This is a genomic window from Noviherbaspirillum denitrificans, assembly GCF_002211445.1.
Taxonomy (GTDB): Bacteria; Pseudomonadota; Gammaproteobacteria; order Burkholderiales; family Burkholderiaceae_D; genus Noviherbaspirillum; species Noviherbaspirillum denitrificans.
The window spans coordinates 260,619-273,650 of sequence record NZ_LSTO01000002.1 but is presented as its reverse complement, the minus strand read 5'-3'; the positions used below and the strand labels follow the sequence as shown (position 1 = coordinate 273,650).

Sequence of the window (13,032 nt, the reverse complement as noted above, 5' to 3'; positions counted from 1 at the left end):
GCATACGACGGGCACATCCGGGTTGGCGGCCGCGGTGCCGATGGCGCCGCCGATGGCCCAGCCCATGGGCGCGAAATTCATGGTCACGCGCAGCCATCCGCCCGATGTGCGGCGGCGGCCGGCGGTGCGCTTGCGTTCACCGCCGAGCAACCTGCGCTCGCCGACGCGGCGGTCGCGCGGATGCAGGTAATGCGTGGACCAGGACACGCTGTTGCCGGTATCGGCAAGGAAGCGCGTGGTCGGCGGGAACAGCAGACCGAGTTCGCGCATCAGCCTCTGCGGCTTGACCGGCGTTGCATCGCTCAGGTACTTGTCCATGTCCGACAGCATGCTGTCGGGATCGGACGCCTTGCCCATGACTTTGCGGGACGCACGGCGGCGCTCGATCTCGTAGGCGGCGTGTTTTTCCTCGTCGTGCAGCCGCTCGACCAACCGGTTGAACACCGACAGGATGCGGCCGCGCACGTGCAGGCGTGCCATCGGCGTGCGCGCCAGGTTGTCTTCGGATTCGTCGATATGCACGAGGCGTTCGTTGAGCAGGCTTTCACTCCAGCCGCCGCTGTTCCATTCGCCCATGCTGGCGCCGACGGCGAGGATCAGGTCGACCGATTCGTCGCGCAGCGCGGCGTCCGCGGACACGTGGCCGCCGAAACCGAACACACCGCGGAACAGCGGATGGTGCGGGCTCACCAGGCCCTTGCCGTCCGGCGTGGTCACGAAGGTGGCGCCCTTCAGCGCCGCGAACTGCAGGATCGAGCCTACCGCTTCGCCGCACCAGCCGCCGACCAGCAGGACGATCTTCTTAGCCTCGTTCACCATGCGGTAGAGGGAATCGACCGCGTCGTCATCGATCATCGACGACGGCGCGAGCAGCTGGCGCAGGTCATAGGAAGGCGCGGGCTGCGCGCTGTGGCTGCGGAACACGTCGACCGGCACAGTCAGGTGCACCGGTCCGCGCGGCGCGCGCGTGGCCCGCTGCAGCGCAGCGATCAGCTTGGGCTCGAGCTGCTTGGGATGGGAAATCAGGGAGTTGTAGCGCGTGCAATGGCGGAACATGCCGAGCACATTGACGCCGGTGCATGCTGACTCCTGCAACGGGTGCTTGCCGAATGCGGGCAGCGCCGGCTGGCCGGTGATGACCAGCATCGGAATGTTGTTGTCGTAGGCGCCGGCGACACCGGTGATCAGGTTGGTCGCACCGGGGCCGGAGGTGGAACAGCAGACGCCGATGTTGCCCGTCTCGCGCGCGTAGCCGTCGGCCATGAAGGCCGCGCCTGCTTCATGGCGCGCAAGGATGTGGCGGATGCCGCCACGGCGCTGGCTGCGGGCCAAGGCGTTATACAGCGGCTCGATCGCCCCGCCGGGTACGCCAAATACATATTCAACGCCAATCTGCTCGAGGTAAGCCACCAGCAGGTCAGCCACTTCCGCCACGTGGGGCTGGGCGTGGTCGGGTCTCGATAAATCCCGGTCGTCTCCCTGGTGCGCTGGCAGGATGTTGGTACGCATGTCGGTTGTCCTTCGGCGTTCGGATGCGCCTGTAGAGTTGTCCAAAGCATTGTCCGTAGGCAATACACCTACAGACAATACTCCCATTGCCAGTCGGCAATAGTACTCTAAAATGACATGAGCAATTAGTTGATTTTTAAAGGGAAAATTTCAAAAACAGCAAAGCCGTCATTGTGCAGAAAAGTGCTGTTCGGCATTTTCCTGCCATGCGCGTTCGTCGCTGAAGCGGCAGCAGGCCTTGCCTTCCTGCTTGGCGCGGTACATGGCCTGGTCCGCCAGGCCGAGCAAGGCATCGGGTGAAGGCATCGGCGCGGCTGCGCCATTGGCTGCGGCAATACCGATGCTCGCCGACAGCCGGACCGGATGTCCATCCAGTTCGCGCAAGCCGTGCAATTCCTCGAGCACGGCATCGGCAACGCGGATAGCGCCTTGCCGGGAATTGACTTCGTTCATCAGGATCACGAACTCGTCGCCCCCGAGCCGGGCGAACGCGTCGTCCTTGCGTATGTGGCGGCGCAGCCGCAGCGCGACTTCCTGCAGCGCGCGGTCGCCCATGGCATGGCCGTAGGTATCGTTGATGGCCTTGAAGCCGTCGAGGTCGATGAACATCAGCGCCACCACCCAGCCGCGCCGCTCGGCACGCACGATGGCTTGCTCGATCTGCGTGAGCAGGTGGCGGCGGTTGATGAGGCCGGTGAGTGTATCGTGCGTGGCCAGTTCCTCGAGCTGCGCCGACTGGCGGGCCAGTTCCGCCGTGCGCTCGGCCACGCGCTGCTCCAGCGTCTCGTTGGCGGCGTGCAAGCTGCGGTTGACGCGGGCGATCACCTTGTAGCTGTGCATCAGGCGCCATGCGGCATAGGTGAGCAGCGCCAGCAGGAATCCCGAGTACACGAAGAGGTAGAACCGGTACAGCTCCTTCTCGCGCAGCATTTCCTGGAAGGCGTCGTCAAGTGCGTCGTTCAGCACATCGATGCGGTTGGCGGTCGGCGTGTTCGTGATTCGCGCCAGCAGGGCATCTTCGACGGCACGCTGGCGCAGGATGATGCCGGCGTGTCGGCCCATCAGCGCGTACTGTTCCTGCAACGCGGCGGGAACCGTTCCCTCTCCGCGTTCGAGACCGGCAATCGTCGCGGCGATCCGGTCGCCGAGTTCCTGCTCGGGCATCTGGTTGAAGAGGAGGATGTCGGTCAACAACCGGTCAATATCGCGCACTGCATCCTGCAGGCCGGCCCAGCGGCCGCCACCTGCCGCGTATTGCCGCGCCTGCGTCCTGAACTCATCCACGGCGGTCGGGAAATAGCGCAGCGAATTCCGGATCACGGCGTTGCGCGACTTGAACTGCTCCACCAGGTCTTCCTTTTCCTCGAAGGCCTGCTCCATCGCGTACAACGCTTCCTGCAGTTCGCTGCCCTGTCCCATCCTGACCGTGGCGACGAGGCGCTCGCGCAAGTGCCGGACGGCCGGCATCGGCGTGCTGACCGGATCGTAGTTGCTGTGCAGGCCGACACGCGACTTGAGGATCGCCGCATTCCATTCCGCATCGAGCTGCTTCAGTTCGCGCAATGCCGGAACGAACTCTGCCTGCATGTCGGTGTCGAGCGCCTGCGTCCGGTAGTAGAGGTAGCCCGAGACGGCCAGCAAGGCGGCAAAACCCAGCCACAGCAGCGGGATGCGCGGCGGCTTCATTGCCCAGGCTCCGGTTGTGCGCCTGGTGGCGGCGCCCCGGTCAGCGTATGGAGGAATTTCACGATCAGCGCCCTGTCCTCCTTCGGTGCCGTACGTCCGAGCTGGTACTTGATCATGACATCGACCGCTTCCTCCAGTGTGCGGGCGGAAGCATCATGGAAATACGGCGCCGTCAGGGCCACGTTGCGCAGGCTGGGCACCTTGAACACATGCTTGTCGGATTCGCGCCGCGTGACCAGGAAGCGGCCGAGGTCGGATTCCTTCTCGACACCATCGCGCCCGAGGTAGGGACGCACCACCCCGAACACCTGGAACATGTTGCCGCCGACATTGATGCCTTGGTGGCAGGCGACGCAGCCATAGCTCTTGAACTTCGCATAGCCCTGCTTTTCTTCCGCCGAGATGGCGTCGGCGTTGCCCCGCAGCCAGGCGTCGAAGCGCGAGGGCGTGACCAGCGTGCGTTCGAATGCGACCAGCGCGTCGGTCACGTTGCGGCGCGTGAGCCCGTCAGGGTAAGCCTGCCTGAAGGCCCTGGCCAGCACGGCATCCCGCCCGAGCCTGGCGAGGATGCTGTCCCAGTTGGTATCGAACACATTTGGACTGGCAATCGCCATGTCGACCTGGTCCTGCAGCGTCTGGGCCTTGCCGTTCCACAGCTGGCGGAAATTGAAGACGGCATTGAACACCGAGGGAGAGTTGGCGGGCCCTAGGCGGCCGTCGACGCCGGGGGAGCGTTCCCGCCCGTCCGCACCACCCTTGCCGAAATCGTGGCAATTGGCGCAACTCACCTTGCCATCGCGGGAAAATCGGGTATCGAAGAACAGCCGCTTGCCGAGCGCCACCCGCACCGGGTCGACATCGAGCTTGTCCGGCAGCGGCCGGATCGGCTCATCGAGGGGACGGGATTGGGCCGCCGCCGGAAAAACGGCAGAACAGGACCACATAAGCGCAGCGGCCAGCCGCAGCGCCCGGGACGCAGCGCGAAGCCGCGGGGAACGGACCGAATGAAGTATCGGAGTCACTCTTACAGAATAGCAAGAATCCCGGCGATCACATTTCAAATCAGCAAGGGACCCGGCGATTCCGCAACAGTGCCGTCAGCCGGCTGCCCTTAACTGATTGACAAGCTCCGTCACCGCCTCGAGGCGCGCCGCATGCACTGCTCCGGCGATACGTTTCGGATCGCTTGCATGCTGCCGGGCAATCGCGCCCGCTTTCACCGATAGCGCGGCGCGCAGCGCCTGGTGCAGGTATTCCCGCTGCGGGAAGGGCTGGTCTTCGAAACCTGCACGGCCGCGGTGGTCGCATTCGGCAGCCAGCAGCATGTCGCCGAAGCGATCCGGCTTGCGGAAGGCGTCGCAGCGTTCGAACAGCCTGACGACGGTGTCGGCACGCAGTTCGAAGGCCCGGGCAATGTTGCCGTGCTCGCGCGCGGTCATGACGGCGAGGTCGCGGCAATCGTTGGGAATCTTCAGGCGCTTGCAGGCCTGCTCCACCAGGGCGACGCCCGTCCCTTCGTGTCCGTGCTGCTTCGGCCAGACGTCGGGCGGTGTCGCTCCCTTGCCGAAGTCGTGCATCAGCGCCGCACAGCGCACCGGCAGGCTGAAGCCCTGGCGCGCCGCGTAATCGACCACCATCATGACGTGCACCCCGGTGTCGATCTCGGGATGATGTTTTTCCGGCTGCGGAACGCCCCACAGCGCATCGAGTTCGGGAAGGATGCGCGCCAGCGCGCCGCAGCTGCGCAACACCTCGAACATGCGCGACGGCTGCGCTTCCATCAGTCCACGCGACAGTTCCTGCCAGACGCGTTCCGGGACCAGCGCATCGACCTCGCCGGCGGCCACCATCTTCTGCATGAGGGCGACGGTTTCCGGAGCAACGCTGAATTCGGTAAAGCGTGCGGCAAAGCGCGCCACGCGCAGGATGCGCACAGGATCTTCCTCAAAGGCCTCGGACACATGGCGAAAGACCCGCGCCTGCAGGTCAGCCTGGCCGTTGAAGGGATCGACGATGCCGCCGTCCTCGGCCTGCGCCATCGCGTTGATGGTCAGGTCGCGCCGGACGAGGTCCTGTTCCAGCGTGACGTCGGGAGAGGTATGGAACACGAAGCCCTTGTAACCGGGCGCGGTCTTGCGCTCGGTACGGGCCAGCGCATATTCCTCATTGGTGCGGGGATGGAGGAAGACGGGGAAATCCTTGCCCACCGGCCGGAAGCCGAGCGCCACCATCTCGTCTGGCGTGGCGCCGACCACCACATGGTCATGATCCTGCACCGGCAGGCCGAGCAAGGCATCGCGGACGGCACCGCCGACGACATAGGTCTTCATTGAATCAGTCCGGATAGCTGTCGTACTTCTCCAGCCGTTCGGTTTCCTTGAGCGCGCCGTCGATCCACTTGGCCACTGCAGGATGCGCGACGACGCGGTCGACATAGGCTTGCAGCGCCGGCGGCAGCCACACGCCGTAGGTGCGGAATCGCATCACGACAGGCGCGTAGTACGCATCGGCAATCGAGAAATCGCCGAACAGGAAATGGTGCGGCCCCGAACGCGCGAGGCAGTCTTCCCAGATCTCGCAGATGCGCGCGATGTCTGCCTGGGAATCGGGCGTGCGGCCCTTGCCGGGGAAGCTGGCGCGGATGTTCATCCACATTGCGTTGCGCAAGCCGGTGAAGCCCGAGTGCATTTCCGCGCAAATGGAACGCGCGATGGCGCGCGCCTCCGCGTCATGCGGCCACAGGCCCTTGTCGGGAAATTGTTCGGCAAGGTATTCGCAGATCGCCAGTGAATCCCACACCGTGGTCTGCCCGGCCACCAGCACCGGCACCCGGCCTGCCGACGAATGCTGCGCGATCATGGATGAGGTTTCTGGCTTGCCCAGTGCGATGCGCACTTCCTCGAACGGAATGCCGAACGCCGTCATGGCTACCCAGGGCCGCATGGACCACGATGAGTAATTCTTGTTGCCGATGACCAGTTTGATGCCGGCCTTGCCCGCGGCATCGAGGGTTTGCGACAGGGTCGGGTCGAGTTCTGTGCTTTGCATGCTTCTGTCCGTTGGTCGAATTGTTGTCGCTCGGCGGCGTTTGCCGCAGTGCGGAATTCGAGGATAAAGCTTTTGGGCGACTTTGCCAAACCGCCAAGACTGTTCAGGCCGCGGCCGCCCCGTAATGCGAACGTCCGCGCAGGTAATTCGGCGCGATGGCTTCAATCGGTGTCCACTGGATGCCGAGCTCATCCGCCAGCGTGCTCGTGCGCACATTGTCGACCTGCATGGAGTCGAGGTTGTCGCGGCTCATCAGCGGCCCGCCCGGCATGTGCTCGAGGAAGAATGCCTGCAGGCGCGCAAATGCATCGGGCACGCCGATCACCGGCCGGCGGTGGCCGGAATACTCCCCGGCCAGGCGCACCAGTTCGCGCAGCGTGTACACCTTCGGCCCCGCGAGTTCGTACACCTTGCCGATGGTACGGTTGTCCTGCAACGCAATCACGAAGGCACGCGCCACATCCTCGACGTAGACCGGCTGGAACCGGGCATCCGCACCGGCCAGCATCATGAGGGGCAACATGCGTTGCAGCGAGGCGAACATGTTCAGGAAGCGGTCGTTGTCGCCGAACACCACCGAGGGTCGGAAAATCGTCGTATGAACGGCGGGATCGGACATCGCCGCAGCCTCGCCGTCGGCCTTGGAGCGCAGGTACATCGACGGCGCATCGGGCGAGACACCGAGCGCGCTCATGTGCAGCAGGCGATGCACGCCGTTGCGCGCGCAGGCGGCGACAATCCGCTTCGGCAATTCGACGTGGGCACGCTCGAAGTCGCGGCCATAGCGCGACCCGGCCGGCCCGGGCCGGCCATGCAGGATGCCGACCAGGTTGATGACGGCGTCCTGTCCGTGCATCAAGCGGTCGAGCACGGCGTCGTCGTGGACATTGCCTTCGACCACCAGCTCGACGTCGGGCAACAGCAACAGGTGCGTTGCATGCCCTTCGCGGCGCGTCGGCACGGTCACGCGGCATTCCGAATCGACCAGTTTGGCAATGATATGGCTGCCGATGAAGCCCGTCCCGCCGATGACAAGAACATTCCGGTAAGCCATGGTGCATCCTCCTCGGTGTTATGCGAATCCATCGTCCTTTTTACTCCAGCATCGGCCATTCGGGAAGCCATTACGTGCTTCAATAATCCCGCTGGAAACAAAAAAAGCCGCACCCGGAAGAATGCGGCTTTGTTCCTGTGCAAGAGGAATGGCGTCAGGGCAGTTCGCTCGGCACAAAGCCCTTCGGCGCCACTGTACCGAGGCGAGCCTTCAGAGACTGCGGCTTGTCCTCGAACAGCGCCGCATAGTAGGTTGCATTCGACAGCACCTTCTTCACGTAGTCGCGCGTTTCGCTGAACGGAATCGACTCGGCGAAAATCGCGCCTTCGACCGAGCGCGTCAGCGTCGAACGCCACGCACGCGGACGGCCGGGGCCGGCGTTGTAGGCTGCGGTTGCCAGTGCCTGCGAGCCTTCCAGGTCATTGAGGACCATGTTCAGGTAGTTGGTGCCGAGCGTGATGTTGGTGTTGATATCGTTGACCTGGCTCTGCGAAAAGCCGCCCATGCCGATCTTGCGCGCGACGTACTGCGCGGTGGACGGCATCAACTGCATCAGGCCGGACGCGCCGACGTTCGAACGCGCATTCATGATGAAGCGTGATTCCTGCCGGATCAGGCCGTACACCCAGGCCATGTCCAGGCTCAGCCTTTCCGTCGCGGCATGCATCACGTCGCGGAACGGCGTCGGGAAGCGCTGGGAGAAATCGACTTCCGACTTGGTGCGGTCGGAGGTATTCACCATGCGGTCGAGCACATTCTTCTGGCGCGCGAATTCCGCGGCGGCGAGGTGCTGGCGCTCGTTCATCTTGCGCAGCTCCCAGTTCCATTCGCGATAGCCTTCGAAGCGCATGTTCAGGTCGAAGAACTTCAGCGCACGGCGGAAGCCGGCGTTCTCGGCCATCGGCGCCAGTTCGGCTTGCGTGAGCGGCTGCGCCTTCGCAGGTATGGCGACCTTGCGGCCCAGCTCTTCAAGCGCGAGCTGGCCATAGAAATTGGTCTGGTCGGCAATCGAACCGAACAACTTCTTCGCCTCTTCCTGGTTGCCTTCTGCGTGTTGGGCGCGGCCCATCCAGTAAATCCACGCCGGGTCGTTGCGCAGCGATGGCGGCATCGACTCGATGGTGGATTTCACCAGTTTCCATTCGCCGGCGCGCAGCGCGGAGCGTGCCTTCCACTGATAACCGTCGGGCGACAGCTGCGCGCCGTTGGTGCGGTGCCAGTAGACAATGGCGTCGGGGGCGAGCTTCATCGACGCCTGCAATGCGATCTGCGCCCATGCGAGCTCACGCTCGCGCTCGCCGAGCTGCTCCGCGGATTTGACGAGCGCGCTGACGGCACGCGACGGGTCGTTCTTTGCGCTGCGTCCCAGTGCAAGGATAAAGACTTCGCGCGAGGCACGCGTGTTGCCCGGGCCGCGCGCAAGCACCGCATCCGGCTTTTCGTAGGCCTGCACCAGCACCGACTCGCTGGCTTCCGTCACCGGCGCCATGCGGCGCAGCGTGTTGGCAAAGCCTGATTCGCCGACCATGCGCGCATAGGCCCACACGTCATCGAGCGTGAACTGGCCGATCTGCACCAACGTCGCGATCAGTGCCGGGCAGGCTTCGCCGTAGTTCTGCATGTTGACCAGCACCGTGCGCGCGTCATCCACGACGTTCTGGCCCTTTTGCGCTTTCGACATCAGCGCATAGCATTTCACCTGGTTGTCGTCGTTGAGGATGAACTGCGGATATTGCTCGTCGAACTGCGTCCAGTTGCGCGCGCGTCCGAGTTCGAGCAGCCAGTCGTTGCGCAGGCGGTCGGCGATCGCGCTGCCTTCGTAACGGTTCAGGTAATCGCGGATTTCCTGTTCGGATGCGGCGTTGATGCGCGGCCGCAGGCGGAAATATTCGACGTAGGAGGGAATGGCATAATTGCCAAGGCGGGAAGCGAGTTCCTGCGCACGCGGCGCATCGCCATTGCGCGAGGCCTCGCGCAGCGCCACGAAGACTTCGTCATCGTTGGCAAAGGCAGCCGGCTTCTTTGCCAGCGCAGCCGGTGCAAACAACACCGACGTGGCCGCGGCAAAGGCAATGCCGACGATCCATTTCATTTGAAACATCTATAAGCCTTCAAAACTGGTCTACGTTTGTAGGATAGCATGTGACCATGCAGGAAAAAACCGCACAAAAAGCCGCCCTGCGGCGTGAGCTGCTTGCGAACAGACAAGCGATTCCGACTGAAGTTCGCCGCCGCGCGGATGCCCTGATCGGCACGCATGTACTTGCGTGGCACAAAATGCATCCGGTCGGCAGCATGGGCGTGTATTGGCCCATTCGCGGCGAGCCCGACCTGCTTGAGTGCTATGCCGCGCTCTCTGCGCTCGGTGTCCGCCTGGCGCTTCCCATCGTGGTGGACAAGCATTCGCCGCTGCGCTTCTTAACGTGGAAGCCGGGTGATGCGATGACAAAAGATTCTTTGGGCGTAGCGATTCCTGTCGCCGGCGATGAAGTGCAGCCGGAGGCGCTGCTCGTACCGTGCGTCGGCTTCAACGATGCGCGGTTCAGGCTCGGATACGGCGGCGGCTTCTACGATCGCACATTGGAACGGGCGCCGCGTCCGCTCACCGTCGGCATTGCTTACGAATGTGCCCGCAGCCGATTCGACGCCGATGCACACGACGTGGCGCTCGACTACCTGGTGACCGAAAAAGAAACGCCGGCGTAGCACCGGCGTTCCCGACTCCCGTTACGCGGACAGGTTCAGCCTCTTCCACAACGCCGTCGTCGCGGCCGCCTGGTTCAGCGAGTAGAAATGCATGCCGGGCACGCCACCCGCCAGCAGGCGCTCGCACAACCCGGTCACGACATCGAGGCCGAACGCCTTGATCGACTCGGTGTCGTCGCCGAAGCTGGCCAGCTTCAGGCGAATCCAGCGTGGGATCTCCGCGCCGCACATTTCCGAAAAACGCATCAGCTGCGAGTAATTCGTGATCGGCATGATACCGGCCACGATCGGCACATCCACGCCCGCCTTGCGCACCTCGTCCGCGAAGCGGAAATAGGCGTCGGCGTTGTAGAAGTACTGGGTGATTGCTGCGTTGGCGCCGGCCTTCACCTTGCGCACGAAGTTTTGCAGGTCGTCCTGCGGCGACTTCGCCTGCGGGTGCATTTCCGGATAGGCGGCAACCTCGATGTGGAACCAGTCGCCGGTCTCGGCGCGGATGAATTCCACCAGCTCGTTCGCATAACGGAATTCGCCCGCCGCACCGTAACCGCTAGGCAGGTCGCCACGCAACGCGACCACGCGGCGGATACCGTTCGACTTGTACTCCTGGAGGATGGCGCGGATGCTCTCGCGCGTGCCGCCGACGCAGGACAGGTGCGGCGCTGCTTCATGCCCCTCGCGCTTGATGTCGAGGACGGTTTCCAGCGTACCCTTCTGCGTCGAACCGCCGGCACCGAAGGTCACCGAAAAGTACTTCGGGTTGAGCTCGGCCAGCTTCGCGCGCGTCGCGCGCAGCTTTTCCTCGCCTTCAGGTGTCTTGGGCGGGAAAAACTCGATACTGAAATTTTTCTGTTTCATGATTACTTGAGTATCAGGGAAGACAGGGCCCACGAAATCAGGCTGTACAGGATCGCCGCGCCCATCGCCGACCAGAATCCCGCCACCTGGAAGCCGCCGACGAAATTGGCGACCGCCCAGAACAGCAGGCCGTTGATGACGAAAATGAACAGGCCGAGCGTCAGCACCGTGACCGGCAGGGTCAGCAGTACCAGGATCGGCCGGATCAGCACGTTGACCAAGCCGAGCACGAGCGCGGCAACCAGCGCCGTGGAGAAGCTTTCGACGCGCACGGATTGCATCAGGTAAGGCAGCGCGAACAGCGCGGCCGCATTGATCAGCCAGGTGACAAGCAGGCGCATGGTCTTCCTCCCTCGCCCTTGTTTGACGCGGGACCGGATGCCGATCCCGCGGCTTGCTTCGTGGGGACACCTCCTCCGCGAGAGCGGAGGAGATGCCGTCTTAGTAACGGTAGTGGTCAGCCTTGTACGGGCCTTCCTTCTTCACGCCGATGTAGGCAGCCTGCTCGTCGGTCAGCTCGGTGAGCTGCGCGTTCAGCTTCTTGAGCTGCAGGCGCGCGACCTTCTCGTCCAGGTGCTTGGGCAGCGTGTACACGCCGACCGGATACGCGGCGGTGTTGGTGAACAGCTCGATCTGCGCGATGGTCTGGTTGGCGAAGGACGAGCTCATCACGTAGGACGGATGGCCGGTGCCGCAGCCGAGGTTGACCAGGCGGCCTTCGGCCAGCAGGATGATGCGCTTGCCGTCCGGGAAGATGATGTGGTCGACCTGCGGCTTGATGTTTTCCCAGGTGTACTGGCGCAGCGCGGCGACTTCGATTTCATTGTCGAAGTGGCCGATGTTGCAGACGATCGCCTGGTCCTTCATCTTCTTCATGTGCTCATGGGTGATCACATGGTAGTTGCCGGTGCAGGTAACGAAGATGTCGCCATGCTCGGCTGCGTAGTCCATGGTGACGACGCGATAACCTTCCATCGCTGCCTGCAGGGCGCAGATCGGATCGACTTCGGTGACCCATACTTGCGCCGACAAGGCGCGCATGGCTTGGGCCGAACCCTTGCCCACATCGCCGTAGCCGGCAATGATCGCGATTTTCCCGGCGATCATGACGTCGGTCGCGCGCTTGATACCATCGACCAGCGATTCACGGCAGCCGTACAGGTTGTCGAACTTGGACTTGGTGACGGAGTCGTTCACGTTGATTGCCGGGAAGGCCAGCTTGCCTTCCTTGTGCATCTGGTACAGGCGGTGCACGCCGGTGGTGGTTTCTTCGGTCACGCCCTTGATCTGCGCGAGGCGGGTCGAGTACCAGTTCGGCGATTCGGCCAGCTTCTTCTTGATCGAGTTGAACAGGCAGACGGCTTCATCGGAATCCGGATTGGCCAGCACACCCAGGTCCTTTTCCGCACGGGTGCCGAGGTGCAGCAGCAGGGTCGCATCGCCGCCGTCGTCGAGGATCATGTTGGAATAGCCACCGTCCGGCCATTCGAAAATGCGATGGGTGAAGTCCCAGTACTCGTCCAGGTTTTCGCCCTTGAACGCGAACACCGGCGTGCCGTTGGTGGCGATCGCTGCCGCGGCATGGTCCTGGGTGGAATAGATGTTGCAGGATGCCCAACGGACCTGCGCGCCCAGCGCTTCCAGCGTCTGGATCAGCACCGCGGTCTGGATGGTCATGTGCAGGGAGCCGGTGATGCGCGCGCCCTTGAGCGGCTTGGACGCAGCGTATTCCTCGCGGATCGCCATCAGGCCGGGCATTTCCGTTTCGGCAATCTTGATCTCTTTGCGGCCCCAATCGGCCAGGCTGAGATCGGCGACGAAGAAATCCTGGGAAGTTGTATTCGAGATAACGGCGCTCATCACGCCCTCCTTTCCGAAAATAGAGAAAAAAGTAACGTGAGCGCCGTTGCGAAAAAGAAATCCAAGCCTGACACGATCATGGGGGAACCGTGCTGCAACGCTCCTTGGAGCCCGAATTATAACCTACACCCCTCGGGCAAAACTCAACAAGTTTCAGTGGTCCACCAAGGCCTTGTTCGAGGTGCGCTGGATCGGCGAAGCATTGCCGGCGGGCACGCTGCGCTCGATCCACGCCAGCATGTCCTTCCAGATGCGCTGCACCTCATCCTTGGGCGGCATCGCGGCCGCATTCGGCAGTTCGATGGTGATCA

11 protein-coding genes and 1 riboswitch are annotated in these 13,032 nt (G+C 63.3%); of the genes, 1 reads left to right on the top strand and 10 read right to left on the bottom strand.

The window, feature by feature from the left end; genetic code table 11:
* The 7 genes from AYR66_RS24785 to AYR66_RS24755 all read right to left on the bottom strand — a co-directional run.
* A partial coding sequence (locus AYR66_RS24785) for a thiamine pyrophosphate-binding protein (RefSeq protein WP_088710264.1) occupies window positions 1–1,509 on the bottom strand: 1,509 nt, incomplete at its 3' end.
* A gap of 168 nt (window positions 1,510–1,677) precedes the next feature.
* Window positions 1,678–3,195, bottom strand: coding sequence for a DAHL domain-containing protein (locus tag AYR66_RS24780; protein ID WP_088710218.1), 1,518 nt, complete (start codon window positions 3,193–3,195; stop codon window positions 1,678–1,680).
* A complete protein-coding gene (locus AYR66_RS24775; protein WP_088710217.1) occupies window positions 3,192–4,139 on the bottom strand; it encodes a cytochrome-c peroxidase in 948 nt (315 codons plus the stop codon). Before AYR66_RS24775 ends, AYR66_RS24780 begins: the two co-directional genes overlap by 4 nt.
* A gap of 153 nt (window positions 4,140–4,292) precedes the next feature.
* Complete coding sequence (locus AYR66_RS24770) at window positions 4,293–5,525, bottom strand: multifunctional CCA addition/repair protein (protein ID WP_088710216.1); 1,233 nt, start codon at window positions 5,523–5,525, stop codon at window positions 4,293–4,295.
* A 4-nt stretch (window positions 5,526–5,529) separates the two neighbouring features.
* A complete protein-coding gene (locus tag AYR66_RS24765) occupies window positions 5,530–6,243 on the bottom strand; it encodes a glutathione S-transferase family protein (protein ID WP_088710215.1) in 714 nt (237 codons plus the stop codon).
* A gap of 103 nt (window positions 6,244–6,346) precedes the next feature.
* Entirely contained in the window at window positions 6,347–7,297 is a 951-nt protein-coding gene (locus tag AYR66_RS24760; protein WP_088710214.1) for a complex I NDUFA9 subunit family protein, read from the bottom strand.
* 154 nt (window positions 7,298–7,451) lie between these two features.
* A complete protein-coding gene (locus AYR66_RS24755) occupies window positions 7,452–9,398 on the bottom strand; it encodes a lytic transglycosylase domain-containing protein (RefSeq protein WP_088710213.1) in 1,947 nt (648 codons plus the stop codon).
* Window positions 9,399–9,445: 47 nt separating this feature from the next.
* Here AYR66_RS24755 and AYR66_RS24750 point away from each other — a divergent pair, with 47 nt between their 5' ends.
* Window positions 9,446–10,003 (top strand): 5-formyltetrahydrofolate cyclo-ligase, encoded by a 558-nt coding sequence (locus tag AYR66_RS24750; protein ID WP_088710212.1) that lies wholly within the window; start codon window positions 9,446–9,448, stop codon window positions 10,001–10,003.
* Window positions 10,004–10,024: 21 nt separating this feature from the next.
* Here the strand turns inward: AYR66_RS24750 and metF are convergent, their stop codons facing one another.
* The 3 genes from metF to ahcY form a co-directional block, all read right to left on the bottom strand.
* On the bottom strand, window positions 10,025–10,861 hold the full coding sequence (gene metF / locus AYR66_RS24745; protein WP_088710211.1) for a methylenetetrahydrofolate reductase [NAD(P)H]: 837 nt from the start codon (window positions 10,859–10,861) through the stop codon (window positions 10,025–10,027).
* A gap of 2 nt (window positions 10,862–10,863) precedes the next feature.
* Entirely contained in the window at window positions 10,864–11,202 is a 339-nt protein-coding gene (locus tag AYR66_RS24740) for a phage holin family protein (protein ID WP_088710210.1), read from the bottom strand.
* A gap of 100 nt (window positions 11,203–11,302) precedes the next feature.
* A complete protein-coding gene (gene ahcY / locus AYR66_RS24735; protein ID WP_088710209.1) occupies window positions 11,303–12,721 on the bottom strand; it encodes an adenosylhomocysteinase in 1,419 nt (472 codons plus the stop codon).
* Between the two features lie 31 nt (window positions 12,722–12,752).
* A riboswitch (S-adenosyl-L-homocysteine riboswitch) is annotated at window positions 12,753–12,833 on the bottom strand.
* Window positions 12,834–13,032: the final 199 nt, after the last annotated feature.